The following is an 18,252-nucleotide window of genomic DNA, read 5'->3' on the forward strand; positions in this document are numbered from 1 at the left end:
AATCTTTTCACGATTTGATAAGATGGCCATTGCTTATATGGGATTTTTAGCCTTTACTTCTTCTATCGTTTGGCTCAGATGAAAAGTGGACACAACCTAAATTCACTAAAAATTATCTCTATCTTATTTTACAATCCTAATTTCTTATCCCCCCGAAAACGCTCTTTATATGGTATTGCTTTTTTTTATTGACTCACATAGAGTCGTATCAAGAAAGTTTTAAATTTTATCGGATAAGTAATTGGAGGCTCTGTTAGGCTGTTGAAAACATTAAGCTTAAATCTTCTAAAAAAGAGAAGCATTTTGGATAAAACAGGACTTATTTTTTTAAAGAAAAAGAATCTTAACAGACACAGCCAACATTTCAGAAAAATTTTTCCTCTATTTTTACAGTAAAAACTTTTAGAAAGTAGGAGTTCGTTTATGAAAGAGCAGAAGAAACAAGACTATCGAAGTAAACAAAAGCAGGCTGTTGTGCCCTATATTCCAGCCAATAAAAATCTTCCAGAAATTACAGTAAAAGCTGTTGTATTGGGAATTCTTTTAGCCATCATTCTGGCAGGATCAAATGCCTATTTAGGACTTAAAATTGGACTTACCGTATCTGCTTGTATTCCTGCAGCGGTTATTTCTATGGCAGTTCTTCGTTTTTTTAAAAATTCGAATATTCTTGAAAATAATATGGTTCAAACCATTGCTTCTGCGGGAGAAGTTCTTGCTGCGGCCATTATTTTCACGCTGCCTGCTCTCATTATTCTTAATTTTTGGACTTACTTTCCATTTCTTGAAACAGTCTCCATTGCCTGCATTGGCGGTATCATGGGTGTTTTAATGTCTGTTCCTTTAAGACGTGCGATGATTATAGAGAATCCTCTTCCTTTTCCAGAAGGTGTCGCAACTGCAGAAGTTTTAAAAGCAGGCGATGGAAACACAACAGGCGCAAGTGACCTTCTGGTCTCTGGAATTTTTGCAGCTCTTATTAAGCTCCTCCAAAGTGGGTTTCAAATGATTGGAGAAACAGCATCCGCATTCACCACTGTGGGCTCTACAATTGTAGGATGTGGAACAGGACTTTCTACAGCTCTTCTTGGAGCGGGTTATATAGTCGGTATCCGGATTGGCATTTGCTTTTTAATCGGTACCGTGATTATCTGGGGGTTTGGGATTCCCATTTATGGGGCTCTTTATGGACTTCCTGAAGCTGACTCTTTAGCAGCCACAGCCCAAATGATTTGGGCGCAAAAACTTCGTTATATTGGCGTCGGTGCAATGATTATTGGCGGTGTATGGACACTCATTACACTCGTCAAACCAATTATCATGGCAGTCAAGTCCTCCTATGCTGCCCTTAGACATAGCCACCTTACAGAAGCAGCCGCAACTCCAAGAACTGAAAAAGATATTCCAATGACCTACGTCCTTATGGGGTCCCTCTTTCTTATTTTGCCAGTTGCAATTATTTTTTTCTACATCCTCGATAAAAGTCATATGCCCATCACAACTGGCTTATTTGTCACGACGATTGCCTTTGCTATTGTTTTCTCTTTTTTCATTGGGTTTTTATGCGCAGCCATTGGAGGATATATGGCGGGTATTGTAGGATCTTCCTCAAATCCACTTTCAGGCGTTACAATTGGAGGCGTATTAAGCGTTTCTTTTCTCCTTCTTTTATTACTTGGAAGTCAAATAGATTTTTCTATAGATCCGAATGCTGCGGGAACAGCTGCAGCTTTTGCAATCATCATTGGAGCTGTGATAGCCTGCGCCGCAAATCTAAGTTGTGATAACCTTCAAGACTTAAAAGCTGGACAGCTTGTTGGATCAACCCCTTGGAAACAACAAGCTCTTCTTATTGTTGGTGTTATTGCAGGAGCTATTGTCATCACACCAATTCTCCAACTTCTCTATGAAGCGTATGGTATTGGAACGTCCCTTCCACGTCCCGGCATGGATCCTACACAAGCTCTTGCAGCGCCTCAAGCAACAGTCATGGCCTCTGTTGCAAAGGGAATATTTACGCATAATCTAGAATGGACATACGTCGTTTTAGGGGGGCTTATTGCAATTGCAAACATTGTCCTTAATAAAATTTTAAAATCCATGGGCAGCGATTGGACATTTCCAGCTCTTGCCATAGCTTCTGGACTTTATCTTCCTTATACGGTTTCTGTTACAATTTTTCTTGGCTCTCTTTTAAGCCTTTTGGCCTTAAGAACGATTAAGGCAAAAAAGCGTTCCAAGAAATTTACAGACGAGGATGTGAATACGTGCGAAAGACGTGGACTTCTCTTTGCATCTGGAACAATTGCAGGAGAATCTCTTGTTGGAATTCTTCTTGCCATTCCTTTTGCACTTTATCAGTCCACCGACATCTTCAAAATTGATCTCGGTTTTGGATCTGATGTCACAATGATCTTAGGTGTTCTTATGACTGGAATTTTCTGCTTTTATTTCTATAAAACAGGAAGTTCACTCTTCTCTAAAAAATAAGAAAGAAGAATATTTACAAGCCCTCTTTATATTTATTTATAGAGAGGGCTTAAAATATTCTCGCATATCTCATTCATTTCTCATTGATATCAAGAGATTTTTTATTTTTATATCATTTAAGTTTTTTGAATTTCACATCTTTAATTTAGGTCTGTTCCCATTCTGCTGCTTCTTCTTTCCAGTATAGCGCTTCGTGCTCTTCCTCTAAGGAGCACTGAGGAGAGGGGCTGCACATCGCCAGGCAGTTCTTGGATGATGTCATAAAAGATATAGCCGTTAAACTTATAAAAAGAAATGACGAGAGAAAGTTTATTTTTTTTGTCATGATGGAAGCTCCAATCGTTTTTTTTATTATTAGATAAAGAAAGCTTTATTTCGACCACATAAAAAAATAGTATCATTAAAAGTACAATATGACAATTCTTCTAAACAGCTTTCAAAAATAAGATGTGTACGAATAAGTACGGATTATGTTCGTTCCAACAGAAGTTACCAATAATAAAGAATGCCAATTAAAATTAATAATTGCCCAACAATACCTACGAAATTAGAAATAACAAGCGGTTTTACTTTTTTTTCACTCCCATAAAAAAACCATACGAGCGTCGTAGAAAAAGTAATAAGAACTCCGCCAAGAGAGACGGCATATGCTGATTGCATACTAAAAATCTTAAACGCCTGAACGTAGGCTGCGAGCTGCCCTCCAATTCCAATGGCTGTCATAAAATGATCTAATGTAATTTTTTTAAAGAGACTTAATTTCATACCTAACCTCCTTCCTAAAAAAATATTCCAAATAAATATTCTTCTTTAAAAAGATATTTTAAGTAACCACTAAGTCGTCTTATTTTTTAAAAAAGTTAAAGAACCGATAAACGCGCTTTATGTATTTAAATTTTTTTTATAAAACGAGATGAACACACTTTAAATTATATGAATTATATTATTTTTGGTCAATTATTTTTTTATTCTCTAAGATTTTTTCATTTTCTTACTTCTACTCTAGAATCTTACATTTGATTTCATAAGTTTATTAAAAATGGAAAAAGCTGCTTTAATGAATTAAAGACCCTCCTTAATCACCTTTCAGTTTGAACTCTTTAAGAAATCCCTTCTTTTAAGAGAGAGAAGATTTCAAGAAACACATTAGAAATGAAAGAAGAAAGAAGAAGTGATTTTTGACAAAATATTACGAATTTTCTTGTTCTCTTTCTAAAAGACCTTTATAGAAGACAGACAAGTTCTATCAGAAAGGGGTGATTAAGAGTGTTGGTTCAAGTTCGAGACAATAATGTCGATCAAGCATTACGTGTCTTAAAGAAGAAAATGCAGCGCGAGGGTGTTTTTCGTGAAATGAAGCTCCGCAGACATTTTGAGAAACCGTCTGAAAAACGTGTTCGTGAATCTTCAGAAGCTGTCCGTCGGGCACGGAAGCTTTTAAGAAAACGACTCGATCGAGATGGATATTAATCCAAAATTATAGGGCCTCTTGCGAGGCCCTTTATATTTCTATATCATAAACGTTAAAATATCTTCTTAGAAAAAGGATTAACATGTCTTCTTTTATTCCTTCTGTTTCATTCGTCGTTATAAGTTCTAGCCTCTCGCCAACCAGTAAAAGTGCAATTCTTGCACAACAGGCGGTGACTTTTCTTAAAAATGAAGAAAATTATGTTGACTTTATTGATCTGCGTACATTTTCATTGCCTCTTTGCAATGGCTTAAATAACTCCTCATATGATCATCCCTCTGTCAAAGAGATCCATGATCGAATCTTAAAGGCGGATGGTATTATTCTCGCCTCACCCATCCATAACTTTGCAATTGCAGCGTCTTGTAAAAATCTTTTAGAACTTACAAATACACCTTATCGTGACAAACTTTCTGGAAAAGCATGGTCTGAAAAAGTTGTTGGATTTATAGGCCAATCAGGATCGCCTCGAAGTCTGTTAGCTCCTCTTTCTTTTTTTGGAAGCCTGATGTTTGATGCCCGTACAACGATCGTGCCTCATTTTGTCATGTCCTCTGCCGAAGATTTTGAGGGAGATATTCCCTCTCCCTCAATCCTCAATAGAGTCCAAAAACTTACGCAAGAGACCAGACGTTATACACAAGCTCTCAAGTCGTAAGCCTTAGAAAAAAATTACTCTTCATCTGGTTTTGAGTCAGACCCTTCAATGACGTCAATGACATCATCCCCAACGGTATCTAATTCAGAGGTATCTTCTATTAATTCATTTTCATCCAATGCAACATCCTCTAAAACAGCTTCCTCAATCAAAAATTCAGCATCTTCATTTTCATGAGCATGAACATTTCCATGTCCTCTTTTTTCATCTGCGCTTAAACGCCCTTTTTTAGATTTTAGAAAAATTTCAGGATCATACGTAGAAGCACATTTTGGACATGCAATGGGTCTTTTATGCAAATCATAAAACCGAGTTGAACAACTTGGACAAACTCTTTTGGATCCCCATTCAAGTTTACTCACGATAATTCTCCTTTCAAACAACATTCTTTAATAAATACTAAACCTAAGTTTTACATCTTTAACTTTATTTTAGAGCCTGTCAAAAAGAATGCTTCCTTTTTGCCAAAGTAATGATACTCTTCTTTTGGCTTGCCATGCTTAACCTCCTTATGTCAAAAGTTTTTTTATTAAAGAAAATCAAAATATATATTTTTTTATGATTTTTTAGTTTTTTTATTGATTTTTAGAATTACAACTTCTATACAACCTCTATTCTATATTTATAATTTATACAATTACTCTAAGGTGTCCTATGAATGATCCATTAAATAAATCCGATCTCTTATTATTAACAGCAGATATTGTCGCCGCGCATTTTGCTCATAATAGTGTTGCACCTAATGATATTCCCCATGTCATACAAAACGTTTTTACGAGCCTTTCTGCTTTGAATGGAGCATCATTTTCAACACATCCTCCTCGACCAGAGCCTGCTGTTTCAATTAAAAAATCTATTACACCTGACTTCATTATTTGTCTTGAAGATGGAAAGAAACTTAAAATGCTTAAGCGCCATCTAAAAACTGCTTATAACATGTCTGTGGATGAGTACCGTGAACGCTGGGGACTTGGAGCTGATTACCCTGTCGTTGCTCCAAATTATGCAAAGCAAAGAAGTGCGCTTGCTAAAAATATTGGCCTTGGAACACGTGCAAGATCAAAAAAACATTCATCTTAATTTAACCTACTCAAACTTTTTTTTAAAATAGGGAAGATGTTTTTTAATAAATATCTTCCTCGTTTTTAAAAATTTTAAGGATTTTTCTTCCTAAAGCATGTCAAACATAAGTGAATTAATTCTTTTAAAGAAGTTACACACGTTTTGCCCTGATTTTTTTGACCATCTTGTTTAAAAGTTCTAGAGATCTTTTTTAAAAAGAGGTAAGATCCGGTCTTGTAAGTTTATTAGGAACCTTAAGAAATGCCTTCTTTAAAGCTTTTACCTTCTTTAACAATGGGATCCCTCGAAACACGTTTAGCACGTAATTCTGATGATATAAAAGCGGCTCAACATCTTCGATATAAGGTTTTCTTTGAGGAGTTAGGAGCAACATCTGAAAGCTCTTCTCCCAAAGAGATTGATCAAGATATGTTTGATGATTACTGCGATCATCTTCTTGTTATTGATACCCTCCTTCCTAAAGAAAGCTCGGTTGTGGGAACCTATAGACTTCTCCGCAGGCAACCAGCAGAAAAAATAGGGCGTTTTTATTCAGCAGATGAATTCAATATCTCTCCTCTTTTAAACTATCCGGGTGAGATTTTAGAGCTTGGAAGGTCTTGTGTTCAAAAAAATTATCGAACACGTCCAACCATGCAACTTCTTTGGCAAGGAATTGCGGCTTATGCGTCTTTATATGGGATTGATATTTTATTTGGATGTGCCAGCTTCCCAGGCGTTGATTTAGAGCCGCTTAAAAAACCTCTTTCTTATCTTTTTAACCATCATCTTGCGCCTCTTGAAATTAGGCCTCGCGCTTTACCAGAAAAATGGATTGACATGAATTTTAAGGATCAAGACACGAAATCCTTGACTCTTCAAGAAGGACTGGCTCTTTTACCACCATTAATTAAAGGGTATATTAGAACAGGAGGATTTGTTGGGGACGGAGCTGTCTTTGATCATGCTTTTAATACAACCGATATCTCTATTCTCTTACGCATGACGCACGTGACAGACCGTTATAATAAACATTTTCTTCAAAATAAAAAAAATGCCTCTTAAGCTTCTTTCCATTCTTCGAAGTGTTCCGCGTCTTATTCTTTTATTTTTATGGCTTATTCTTGTTCTTCCTTTGCAAATTTTTATCACCCTGTTTCCTTCTCAGCATCCCTTTAGACAAAAAATTGTACAAATGATTTTCAAAGGAACATGCTGGACTTTAGGCCTTAAGGTTCGTCTAAAGGGAGAAAAATTGTGTAAAGCGCCCTGTCTTTTTTTGTCAAACCATATTTCTTATTTAGATATTTTAGCCCTGGGAGCTTCTGTTAAAGCTTCTTTTATCTCAAAAGAAGATGTAAGAAAATGGCCTATTTTTGGGCTTTATGCTCAATTACAAGGCGCAATATTTATAAAACGCACAAAAACAACGCTTTTAACCCAAAAATCTGTTATTCTAGAAAGACTTCAAGGAGGAAACAGTCTTATCCTTTTTCCCGAAGGAACAACCCATAATGGTATTCATGTTCTTCCCATTAAAAGTTCTCTTCTGGAGAGTATTGAACATGATACTTTATTTTCTAATTTAAAAATTCAACCTCTTTCTTTAACCTATACAAGTCTTTGTGGCCTGACATTAAGTCGAAAAGAGCGCCTTCAATATTCTTGGTTTGGAGATCTTTCCTTACTCCCTCATATATATTCTATTCTTACAAAAGGCCCTCTTTTGATTGAAATCACGGCACATGCTCCTCTCACGGCACATAAAGATCTCAATCGAAAAAAAGCAGCTTCTTATTGCCATGATTCTATTTCTCAAGGTATTTCAAAAACTTTTCAAGCGCCATCCTTATGACATTTTACTTTTTAGAAAGGGACATTGAGTGACTAAAAAACTTTATATTAAAACGTATGGTTGCCAAATGAATACCTATGATTCTGAGCAGATTTCTAATCTCCTCTCTTTTCATGGATATAGCCTCTCTGAAACTCCAGACGATGCCGATGTCGTTATTTTAAATACATGCCATATCCGTGAAAAAGCGACAGAAAAAGTTTTTTCAGATTTAGGCCGTCTCAAACCTTTTAAACAAAAAAAAGAAGAAAAATTAGAAAATATGATCCTTGCTGTTGCAGGGTGTACTGCTCAAGCTGAAGGAGCAGAAATCATGCGTCGAATTCCTTATGTTGACCTTGTATTAGGTCCTCAAACTTATCATCGCCTTCCTGAAATGCTTGCTCAATTAAATCGTAAAAATCCCCAAAATCGAAAGATCCGACTTGTTGAGACAGATTTTCCTGTTGAGTCAAAATTTGATTTTCTTCCAGAACAACAAACAACGCCACAAGGATCTTCAGCTTTTTTAACGATTCAAGAAGGATGTGATAAATTTTGCACCTTCTGTTGTGTTCCTTATACAAGAGGCGCTGAATTTTCTCGTCCTTCTCATACAATTTTACAAGAAGCACGTTTGCTCGTTTCTAAAGGTGTTCAAGAAATAACGCTTCTCGGCCAAAACGTAAATGCTTACCATGGGAAAGGACGATTAGAAACTGAAGAATGGGGACTTGGACGTCTTCTTCTTGAACTTGCGGAAATTCCAAATTTGAAACGTCTTCGATACACCACTTCTCATCCAAGAGACGTGGATGATGAACTTATACTTGCACACAAAAACATTAACATTTTAATGCCTTTTTTACATCTTCCTGTACAATCCGGGTCAGATGCTATTTTGAAAGCCATGAATCGAGGTCATACTGCTGATTTTTATCGTAAAATTATTGACGCTCTTCGCAATGCACGTCCAGACATTGCTTTTTCGTCAGATTTTATTGTGGGATTTCCAGGTGAAACAAATGAAGATTTTGCGCAAACTTTAAAACTTGTTAATGAAGTCGATTTTGCACAAGCTTACTCCTTTGCTTATAGTATAAGACCAGGAACACCTGCAGGCTCAATGGGCAATCAAATTCCGCAAACAGAAAAAGAAGAAAGACTTCAAATTTTACAACACCTTTTAAGAGAACAACAAATACGGTTCAATAACCTTTGGATTGATAAAACTTTTTTTGTTTTATTTGATCGTCCTGGAAGATATGAAAATCAATATATTGGGAGAAGCCCTTATCTTCAACCTGTTCATGTCCGATCTTCAGAAAATATTCTTGGAAAAATTCTGCCTGTTAAAATAAATTCTGTTTTCCCCAATAGCCTCGAAGGCCAACTTCTGTAGAATAAAGGATCTTCCGTGTCTCTCTCTTCTTTAGCATCACCTCCCTATAGTCTTGAGATTTTAATACGTGGAAAGCCTTGGCCACAAAAAAAGCTTCTAACAACTCACTTTCACAAAACATTAACCCAAACACTCAATTGTGCTTTAAAAAGCAAACATCTTCCTCCTCTTTTTAAGACTCTTGAAAAATATCCGCTTCAAATTAATCTTCTTTTAGCACACGACTTCTTTGTTAAATCTCTTAATAAAAAATGGCGTCATAAAGATTCTTCAACAAATGTTCTTTCTTTTCCATCCTTTGAAAAATCTATGTCTCCTTCCTCTTTAGGATCAGAGATCTTTAAAAATCCTATTCTTCTCGGAGAAATTGTTTTAAACTACGAAAAATGCCTGGAAGAAATAAATCTACAAAAATCATTTTTAAACCATGTACAACATTTGTTTCTCCATGGTATTCTACATTTACTTGGATTTGATCATGAACATCCTCAAGAGGCTAACGTTATGGAATCGCTTGAGATTAAAATTCTAAAAGAATTATCCATTCCCAATCCTTATCAAAATACTTAACCCTTATACCCTTAAAAGAAAGGTCCCTTAGGAATAAACGCATGGAACACCCTAAAAATTCTTCTTCTATAGAGAAACAGTCTGAGCTTCCCTCTTTAGCAGAATCTTCTCAGAAAAAATGCTTTTTTTCTTTTTTAAAAAAATTATGCCCTTTTCACAAAAAGGAATCTATCGAATCAAAATCAATCCCTGCTGAAGAGCCTCTCCAAAATGATTTTATTAAGGCCCGCAGTGAACATTTTAAGGCGTTAACAGCAGAAGACATTTGTATTCCTCGAACTGACATTGTTGCTGTCCCAATTGATGTAACATACAAAGATCTCGTCACAACATTTCTTGAATGCTCTTTTTCACGGATACCAGTTTATCAAAACACTTTAGATCAGATCGTCGGAATGGTTCATATTAAAGACGTTTTGAGATCTTCTCTGGATGTTAAGAAGTTTTCATTACACAGTCTTTTAAAAGATGTTCTTTTTATTTCTCCTGCTATTTTTTTACGAGATTTACTGCTTGAAATGCAGGCTTCTCATATTCATCTTGCGATTGTTGTTGATGAATTTGGAGGTGTCGATGGGCTCGTGACACTTGAGGGAGTTATTGAAAAGCTTGTTGGCGACATTAATAATAGCCATGAATCAAAAACAACCCCTAAGATTCTCCAAACTGGAGAAGGCGTTTATCTTGCGGATGCACGTCTTTCTATTGAAGATTTTTATGAAAAAACAGGATTTATGTTAAATCTTCCAAATCGTGATGAAGATATTAACACTCTTGGAGGCTATGTTACGGCCCTGCTTGGTCATATGCCCTCTCGAGGAGAAATCGTAACAAGCCAAAATGGTCTCGAGTTTGAAGTTATTGATTCAGATCCAAGACGTTTAAATAGATTGCGCATTCATCTTCCCATCATAAAAAATGGACATTTAGAATCCACTTCTCATTCCGAACTTTCTTCCGAATCTCCCCTTGTAAAATGATTTTTAAAGATGTTATTTTTATGAGCCCCTTACAAAAGCTCTTAAATTTTGGAGAAAAACATTCTCTTTTAACTAGTTTTTTTTTAGGACTTTTTTTAAACTTATCACTCCCCCCTTTTGGAATTTGGATGGTTCTCCCTTTCTCTATCACACCTTTTTTGATTATTTTTGATTTTTCCCAAGATTTTAAAAAGGCCTTTTGGGTAGGGTTCTTCTACTATTTTGGATATTTTGTAGGGGGATTGTATTGGATTACCATTGCTCTAAGTGTCGATTGGAGCCGCTTTTTTTGGCTTTTGCCTTTTTCTTTTCTGGGAATTCCTCTTGCCCTTTCACTCCTCCTTGCTCCAACAGTTTATCCTCTTTGGTTTTTTAGGCATAATTTAAATGTAAAGATTTTTCTTTTCGCGGCTTCTATTTTTATATCGGACTTAATAAGAACATATCTTTTTCCTCAATTTCCATGGAATTTACTTGGATACACACTTGCAAGCTCTCTTTGGTTTTTACAGTCCGCCGCTTTTTTTGGAATCTTTGGACTGAGCCTTCTTGCTTTTTTCCTAGGCGCTCTTCCTTATCTCTTCATAAAGAAAGAAACACGTCTTTCTGGTATTTTCATTTCTATTTTCCTGACTTTTGTATTTTTTAGCGGAGGAATACGGCTTTTAAAAATACCTTCTCAATCAACTGAAATTTCTCTTTGTCTCATACAACCTAATATTCCCCAAACACTTAAATGGATTCCTTCTTTTAGAAAAACGACATATGAAAGACTTATGACGCTTTCAAAAAATGCTCTTTTATCGATCCACGAAAATACCCCCCTTCTTGTCATATGGCCAGAAACCGCTGTTCCTTCTTTTTTGGAAGAAGAAAAAGAGTTACGAACATATTTGACTTCATTTTTGCCTTCAAATGCCTACCTCATAACCGGCAGTGGACGGAGGATGTTCTCCTCTGCCTTCTCTTTTGACGACACCACATCGTTTTCTTCAAAGAAAGCATGGAACAGCCTTTTTTCTTTAAATTCAGAAGGAAAGATTCTTAATACATATGATAAAGTTCATTTGGTTCCCTTCGGAGAATACATTCCTTTTAGAAAAGTCCTTCAAACTCTTTCTGTCGCTCATTTTATTGATCGTACGCTTGATTTTTCTGAAGGAGATGGACTTCAGAATGTAGAACTTCCTCATATCCCTCCCTTCAGTCCCCTGATTTGTTATGAAATTGCTTTTCCACGCCATATTTTAAATTCAAAACTTTCCCGTTCGGAATGGATTTTAAACATCACCAATGATGCGTGGTTTGGAAGGAGTACAGGACCTTATCAACATCTCCAAATGGCCCAAGTCCGTGCGTGTGAAGAATGTCTTCCGGTTGTTCGCGTAGCAAACACTGGAATTTCTGCCATTATTGATCCATGTGGACGTTTTCAAGAGACGCTTCCTTTAAATCAAGCCGGAATGTTGACAGGCGTCCTTCCGAAACCCCTTCTTCCTTCTTTTTACGCTCTTTATGGCAATTGGAGCTCCTTTTTACTGCTTCTTATCTTTGGTCTTTTTTTAAGTGCTCCTTCTCTTTATCCTTACTTCTCAAAAAAAAGGAAGGAAAATCTATTATAATGTCTTCTCTCCCTTCTCCTCTTCAAAAAAATTGCATTTTTGGGCGCCGTAAAGGACGTCCTCTGCGTAAAACAAAAACCGCTCTTCTCTCAGATCTTTTTCCCTCTCTTGAATTTCAGCTCACTTCAGATGAGAAATTCCCTCTTCTCTTATTTAAAGATAAGAAACCTCTATGGATTGAGATCGGATATGGAACCGGTGACCATCTTATTTCTCAAATGAAAGAGCATCCTCACTGTAATTTTATCGGATGTGAACCTTTTTTAGGCGGAATTGCTTCTTTTTTAGAAAAACTATCCTCTTCCAATTTACCCCATGAAAAAATCCGTCTTTTCACCCAAGACGCAAGATTGCTTTTAAAAAGTCTTGATACAAATTCTGTAGAAAAGATATTTATCCTATTTCCGGATCCCTGGCCCAAAAAAAAACATCATAAGCGTCGTTTTTTCCAGCAAGAAACGCTCTTAGAAATAATTCGAACTTTAATTCCAGGAGGAAGTCTTGTTTTAGCAAGCGATCATGAGAATTATTATGAGAATATGGAAAGTTTAGTCCTGCAAAATAAGTCTCTTATCCTTCAAAAACAAGGTGTTTTGCCAAATTCAAAAGAGCCTGGTTTAAGACCTTTTGCTTGGCCTATGAGCCGTTTTGAATTTAAAGCGCATCAAGCACAACGGCAATGCAGATACATCATTCTTCAAAAATCTTCTTCTTCTCCCATAAATAAAAGGTAAGACAATGATTATTGCTATTGATGGTCCCGCAAGCTCGGGAAAAGGAACCATTTCACGCCTTCTTGGTCAAAAATTAGGATTCTCAGTTCTTGATACGGGCCTTCTTTACCGCCTCTTTGCTTATAAACTTCTTGAAAAAAAAATAGATCCACATGAAAAAGCGAAGGTTTCTTCTTTTTTAAATGATTTTCATTTAAATCTCTCTGACCTTACAATTCCTGCGCTTAAAGAAAACTCCGTTGCGCAGGTCGCTTCCATTGTTTCACAATATCCCTTTGTTCGTGAAAATTTCTTAGAATTTCAAAGAAATTTTGCAAAACATCCTTCTTTTCCTTATAAAGGAACAATTCTTGATGGTCGCGATATTGGCACTGTTATCCTGCCTGATGCAGATTTAAAGCTGTTTATTACAGCTGATGTTAAAGTTCGGGCACAAAGACGTTGGAAAGAGTTGCAAGAGCGCGGCATTATGTGTATGTTGGACGACATCTTAAGCGACCTTAAGGAACGCGACGATCGAGATATGAAAAGGGCTTATGCTCCTCTTAAACCAGCATTGGATGCTCATGTCATTGATACATCAACCTTAAGTCCTCAGGAAGTTGTTGATAAGGTGATGGATTTTATAAAATAAATTTTCTCCTTAAAACATTAGGTGCTAAAGAGAATTTTTCTCTTTGGTAAAATTCACTTAACCCACCTTTACGAAATCTCTCTCGTTAAGGTGTCTTTTAAATTAAAGGTCTTTTGGATGACAAATCAAACCTCTTCTTCTACCCCCCTTGAAACCGAATCTTTTACCGAACTTTTAGAAAGTTTTTTAGGCAGTCCTCAAGATAGTCTTGAAGGCCGTGTTGTTAAAGGCACAATTATGGCCTTTGAAAAAGATCTTGTTATTATTGATATTGGCTTAAAATCAGAGGGACGTATTCCTCTTAAGGAATTTAAATCCTCAACGGATGATACTGAGCTTAAAATTGGAGATCTTGTTGATGTTTACATCGAGAAACTCGAAGATAAAAATGGCGAGATTTTCTTAAGCCGCGAGCGCGCACGCAGAGAAGCAGTTTGGGGCCAGCTTGAAGAAGCTCATACAAAAGGAGAACGTGTCCTTGGCGTTATCTATAGCCGAGTTAAAGGTGGATTTACAGTGGATCTTGGAGGCGCTGTCGCTTTCCTTCCTGGAAGTCAAGTTGATGTTCGTCCCATCCGTGATACGGCCCCTCTCATGGGCGTGCCACAACCCTTTATGATTTTAAAAATGGATCGTGCACGCGGAAACATTGTTGTTTCACGTCGTTCAATTCTTGAAGAATCCCGAGAAGAAGCACGTTCAGAACTTGTTTCAAACCTCGAAGAAGGTCAAATTGTCTCCGGTGTTGTCAAAAATATTACAGATTATGGTGCCTTTGTTGATTTAGGGGGTATTGATGGACTTCTCCATGTTACAGATATTTCCTGGAAACGTATTACACATCCATCTGAAGTTCTTAATATTGGACAAACGATTCAAGTTCAAATTACAAAATTTAATAAAGATACAAACCGAATTTCCCTAGGTATGAAACAACTTGAAAGCGATCCATGGGCTGGTATTGAAGCAAAATATCCAATTGGAGCTCTCCTTCATGGTCGAATTACCAACATCACAGACTATGGGGCTTTTGTTGAATTAGAAGCAGGCGTTGAAGGACTTGTGCATGTCTCAGAAATGAGTTGGACAAAGAAAAACTTCCATCCTTCCAAGCTTGTTTCCACAAGCCAAGAAGTTGATGTGAAAGTTTTGGATGTTGATCCTTCTAAGCGTCGTATTTCCCTTGGCATTAAGCAATGTCAAGTTAACCCTTGGGCTGCTTTTTCTGAAGCCCATAAAGTTGGCGATATTATTGAAGGTGAAATTAAGAACATAACAGACTTTGGTCTCTTTGTGGGTCTTAATAATGAAATCGACGGCATGGTTCACTCTTCTGATATTTCTTGGGAAAAATCTGGAGATGAGTCGCTTAAGTCCTTTAAAAAAGGTCAAATCGTTCAAGTAAAAGTTCTTGATATCGACGTTGAAAAAGAACGCGTTGGGCTTGGGATGAAGCAATTGAGTGAAGATCCGTTTGAAGGTGCTTTTACAAAACTTAAACAAGGCCAAGTTGTAACATGTACTGTTACTCAAATCCAAGACAATGGCATTGATGTTAAGATTGGTGACGAAGTCCCTGGCTTCATTAAGAAAAATGAGCTTTCACGAGATCGCAATGAGCAACGTTCCGATCGATTTGCCGTTGGAGAAAAGTTAGATGCTGTCATTACGTCCATTGATCGTAAGAGCCGGTCCATCGTTCTTTCCGTTAAAGCTTATGAAGTGAACGAAGAAAAGCGCGTTATGGCAGAATTTGGATCTTCAGATAGCGGCGCAAGCCTTGGTGATATTTTAGGGGCTGCCATGAGCAAAGCGAAAACAAAAGAAGCAGCTGAGGACAAGAAACCAAAAGCTGATGCAAAATCTGAGAAAGCATCTAAAGCAAAAGAGCCAAAAGCGGCTAAAGAAAAAGAGCCGAAAGCTCCAAAAGAAACAAAAGCAAAAGAGCCTAAAAAAGCAAAGGTTGAAAAAGAACCTAAAGCTGATGAAAGCTCTGAAGCTTAAATTTTAAAACTATAAAAAGGACTGCACACGCAGTCCTTTTTCAATTTAAACTTAAGGGAGGAAAAATAATGAAAAATGTTTTAAAAATTTTAGGGATAATCTTTTTTAGTCTGTTAGACACCCCCTCTATAGCGGCTAAGCTTGCAAACTCACCTTCGCCCACTTCTTGTATTTCTAAATCTCACCCCTCAGGTTGTATTTCTAAAAAGATGTCTTATTGCTTTAAGAAAAGTTCTAACACCCTTGAGATGTCTCAGTGCTTTGAGACTGCTGAAAAAGAATGGAATACAGCTTTAAACGCTGTTTATCAGAAATTGCTTAATGCCATTCAAGAGCCCGCCTTAAAAGAGTCTTTTAAAGAAATGCAACGTAATTGGGTTATAAACCGCGATAAGCAGTTTGCATTTATTCATAATCTTTACACCCTTACAGGGGGAACAATTGCTGTTTTAAATGAAGCAGGGAGTAGAATACTAATCATTAAACACCGTGTTTCAGAACTTACCGATATTTATAATAGTGCTTATCATATGGAAGGACCTCAATAAGTCTTTCATTTTAAAATAGAAGTTGATGCAGATTCCTTAAAAGCAACTGCCACTTCTTTTCCTTGAAAAGCGAGGCCCACTTTAAAAATTTTTTCAACTAAGGGATCTGCTTTGATCTTTGTTTCATACTTTTTAGCTTCGATTTGATGTAGAGCTTTTTCCGCAAGAGATGTTAAATTCTCTTGCATTTTTGAAAACTTAAATTCCAAAATAAGAGCATTTTTATATCTTGCTGTGGGCTTTGGGATTAAAATAAGATCTGCACGACCCTCTCCCGATTTTTTTTCAGTTTCTACAAAGTAATGGGAAGAGACAGCAGAAATGAGCCCAAGTATAAAACCATTATAAAAAAGCTCTGCATTTTTAGGTCCGCTCATATAAAAACTTGCAGAAATAGAAAGATAATCTTTAAGTTTTTTTGAAAAAGTCTCTATATTTCCTTTTAAAAGCTCTGTAATAAAAGCATTATATTCATTTATTTCGATCTTAAATTTTTGACTTATCCAGTTCATTGCCGATGTTTCAAAAACTTCTAAGACCTCTGTATTAGGGATACAAACATCACATCGATACATGCCTCCTTTTGCGTTTTCAACCCTTTTGGCCGTTAAATATCCTGAAAAAAGAAGGAGTCCATTCAGAGCGTTCGGCGAAGACCGAATATTTGAAAAAGCCATTTTAGGATCTGCAATGATCTCAATACTTCCGCCTTCCCCCAAAATCTGAATCTCATCTTGGAATTTATCGAGAATCAATGCACCTTCAATCAACGCTGTACTTGCTGTTCCAACCCAATATGCTTTAAATTCTCCTCCATTATTAAGACAATTCATAATGGACCAAGGATTATAAATTGTAAGCCCTCCAACAGTATATCCGTTATACCAAGACCTCATTCCATTTGAAATTTGAAGAGATTGATCTAAGCTTGTTTTTTGAAGAAGAACATCAACTTCATTTTCGGTAAATCCAAAATCAGCAGCATAGGTTTTATCTAAAACAGAATCTTCTCCAAGATTATTAAGCCCCGAAAAAAGATTTGCTTTTGCGACCCTCAGAATCCCAGTCACAACCCCCTTTTCAAGATAATCATTTCCTTTAAGAGCCTTACTGAAAATTCCGCCAAATAAAAGAAGAATATTTTGAAGATAGAGTTTATCTACCTCAGAAGGATCTTCCTCTCGAGCAAGCTGCTTTGCGTACCAATCATTCATGGGGGTGTCGTATTCATCAATAAGAAGAATAACTTTCTTTTCAAAATGAATAAAAAGCAATTCACTTAAAAAGAGAAGGCTATCTTTTAACTCAGAGAGATCAAATTTCTTGGTAATAAATTTCCGGAAGTGTTCCTTTTTAATGTCACTTAACTTTTTACTTTGGAGAAGATATTCATGAGAAATATAAAGCTTATAAATAACATCCCTTATCCCCATTTCGAGCTCATCATATGTTAAACCTTTAATGTCCTTAAAGCAGGCAAAAATGACAGGGTATTGACCAAGATATTTGTCAAGTATCTCTTTATGAGCTCCAATCTTCATTTTTTCAAAGATCGTATATCTTTTCTCTCTCTCTTCTAAATGAATACTTCCATCTTCTTTGACAGGGATGGTAAAAAAATATTGAAGCATCGACATATTGAGTGTTTTTCCCCATCGCCTGGGCCGGGTGATAAGGATGACTTCAAATGCATCCAATAATTTTTTTAATCAGAAGCGTCTTATCAACATAGACAGTGCTCTCTGTCACAAGTTTTTTAAAATCACTTGTCCCAATTTTTATCGTATAAGGTTTATTTTGGTGTTCCGTCATTGTTTTATCCTTAAGATCGAGACAAACTCTATCCCTCTTTCAACAACATATACATAAATTTAAAGGATGCAAAACTTTCTAAAAGATTTGTCCGGCAAGTAAAATTTTTCCTTTTAATGAGTATGACATGCAAAACCTAAATAAAAATAACCAGATTTTTCATCTTATTTTTCAAAACTCTTTCGAAAAATCAAACTGGCCAATTTTTATTAACGCCCAAACAGCGCGTAAGCTCTTAATTTTCAAAATCCAAAAATAAAATTCTTGTTATATGTGCTCCAACTCTTTATATTATGTTTAATAGATTATACTTCTTGTCATCTCCTCTGTTTTGAATTTTCTAAAACTCAAACTAAAGGTTTTTCAAGATGTCATCTAGGGCGTGTCATCAATTGAGCCAAACGATAGAAGCAATCATATAAATAGCGCCT

General features: G+C 36.4%; 17 protein-coding genes. 14 read left to right on the forward strand and 3 right to left on the reverse strand.

Annotation, left to right across the window (positions count from 1 at the left end):
• Positions 1–423: 423 nt before the first annotated feature.
• Positions 424–2,490, forward strand: a complete 2,067-nt coding sequence (locus tag JSS34_05600) for an oligopeptide transporter, OPT family (protein ID MBS0185798.1) — start codon at positions 424–426, stop codon at positions 2,488–2,490.
• A 489-nt stretch (positions 2,491–2,979) separates the two neighbouring features.
• Here JSS34_05600 and JSS34_05605 read toward each other — a convergent pair whose 3' ends face one another.
• Positions 2,980–3,255, reverse strand: a complete 276-nt coding sequence (locus JSS34_05605; GenBank protein MBS0185799.1) for a hypothetical protein — start codon at positions 3,253–3,255, stop codon at positions 2,980–2,982.
• A gap of 501 nt (positions 3,256–3,756) precedes the next feature.
• Between JSS34_05605 and JSS34_05610 the strand changes: the two genes are divergently transcribed.
• Together JSS34_05610 and JSS34_05615 are read left to right on the forward strand one after the other, a co-directional pair.
• Positions 3,757–3,960, forward strand: a complete 204-nt coding sequence (locus tag JSS34_05610) for a 30S ribosomal protein S21 (protein ID MBS0185800.1) — start codon at positions 3,757–3,759, stop codon at positions 3,958–3,960.
• Positions 3,961–4,043: 83 nt separating this feature from the next.
• Positions 4,044–4,619 carry an NAD(P)H-dependent oxidoreductase gene (locus JSS34_05615; GenBank protein ID MBS0185801.1) on the forward strand — a complete coding sequence of 192 codons (576 nt, stop codon included), beginning with the start codon at positions 4,044–4,046 and terminating at the stop codon, positions 4,617–4,619.
• Between the two features lie 14 nt (positions 4,620–4,633).
• Here JSS34_05615 and JSS34_05620 read toward each other — a convergent pair whose 3' ends face one another.
• Positions 4,634–4,981 carry a TIGR02300 family protein gene (locus tag JSS34_05620; GenBank protein MBS0185802.1) on the reverse strand — a complete coding sequence of 116 codons (348 nt, stop codon included), beginning with the start codon at positions 4,979–4,981 and terminating at the stop codon, positions 4,634–4,636.
• A 292-nt stretch (positions 4,982–5,273) separates the two neighbouring features.
• Between JSS34_05620 and JSS34_05625 the strand changes: the two genes are divergently transcribed.
• From JSS34_05625 to JSS34_05675, 11 genes are all read left to right on the forward strand, one after another.
• The gene (locus tag JSS34_05625; protein MBS0185803.1) at positions 5,274–5,699 is read left to right on the forward strand and encodes a MucR family transcriptional regulator; all 426 of its coding nucleotides are present in this window, start codon (positions 5,274–5,276) and stop codon (positions 5,697–5,699) included.
• Positions 5,700–5,942: 243 nt separating this feature from the next.
• Entirely contained in the window at positions 5,943–6,746 is an 804-nt protein-coding gene (locus tag JSS34_05630) for a GNAT family N-acetyltransferase (protein ID MBS0185804.1), read from the forward strand.
• Positions 6,736–7,536, forward strand: coding sequence for a 1-acyl-sn-glycerol-3-phosphate acyltransferase (locus JSS34_05635; protein MBS0185805.1), 801 nt, complete (start codon positions 6,736–6,738; stop codon positions 7,534–7,536). The genes JSS34_05630 and JSS34_05635 overlap by 11 nt, the downstream gene beginning before the upstream one ends.
• A gap of 28 nt (positions 7,537–7,564) precedes the next feature.
• Positions 7,565–8,917, forward strand: coding sequence for a tRNA (N6-isopentenyl adenosine(37)-C2)-methylthiotransferase MiaB (miaB, locus tag JSS34_05640; protein MBS0185806.1), 1,353 nt, complete (start codon positions 7,565–7,567; stop codon positions 8,915–8,917).
• A gap of 15 nt (positions 8,918–8,932) precedes the next feature.
• Entirely contained in the window at positions 8,933–9,487 is a 555-nt protein-coding gene (gene ybeY / locus JSS34_05645) for an rRNA maturation RNase YbeY (protein MBS0185807.1), read from the forward strand.
• Positions 9,488–9,528: 41 nt separating this feature from the next.
• Positions 9,529–10,467: an HlyC/CorC family transporter gene (locus JSS34_05650; GenBank protein MBS0185808.1), complete on the forward strand. Its 939-nt coding sequence runs from the start codon at positions 9,529–9,531 to the stop codon at positions 10,465–10,467.
• A gap of 20 nt (positions 10,468–10,487) precedes the next feature.
• Positions 10,488–12,089, forward strand: a complete 1,602-nt coding sequence (gene lnt, locus JSS34_05655; protein MBS0185809.1) for an apolipoprotein N-acyltransferase — start codon at positions 10,488–10,490, stop codon at positions 12,087–12,089.
• Positions 12,089–12,823 (forward strand): tRNA (guanosine(46)-N7)-methyltransferase TrmB, encoded by a 735-nt coding sequence (trmB, locus tag JSS34_05660; protein ID MBS0185810.1) that lies wholly within the window; start codon positions 12,089–12,091, stop codon positions 12,821–12,823. The genes lnt and trmB overlap by 1 nt, the downstream gene beginning before the upstream one ends.
• Positions 12,824–12,827: 4 nt before the next feature.
• Positions 12,828–13,457 (forward strand): (d)CMP kinase, encoded by a 630-nt coding sequence (locus JSS34_05665; GenBank protein ID MBS0185811.1) that lies wholly within the window; start codon positions 12,828–12,830, stop codon positions 13,455–13,457.
• Between the two features lie 117 nt (positions 13,458–13,574).
• Positions 13,575–15,461: a 30S ribosomal protein S1 gene (rpsA, locus tag JSS34_05670; protein ID MBS0185812.1), complete on the forward strand. Its 1,887-nt coding sequence runs from the start codon at positions 13,575–13,577 to the stop codon at positions 15,459–15,461.
• Between the two features lie 68 nt (positions 15,462–15,529).
• Positions 15,530–16,009: a DUF1311 domain-containing protein gene (locus tag JSS34_05675; GenBank protein ID MBS0185813.1), complete on the forward strand. Its 480-nt coding sequence runs from the start codon at positions 15,530–15,532 to the stop codon at positions 16,007–16,009.
• Between the two features lie 5 nt (positions 16,010–16,014).
• Here JSS34_05675 and JSS34_05680 read toward each other — a convergent pair whose 3' ends face one another.
• A complete protein-coding gene (locus JSS34_05680) occupies positions 16,015–17,646 on the reverse strand; it encodes an AAA family ATPase (GenBank protein MBS0185814.1) in 1,632 nt (543 codons plus the stop codon).
• Between the last annotated feature and the right edge of the window lie 606 nt (positions 17,647–18,252).

The sequence above is a fragment of the Pseudomonadota bacterium genome (assembly GCA_018242545.1).
Classification (GTDB): Bacteria; Pseudomonadota; Alphaproteobacteria; order 16-39-46; family 16-39-46; genus 16-39-46.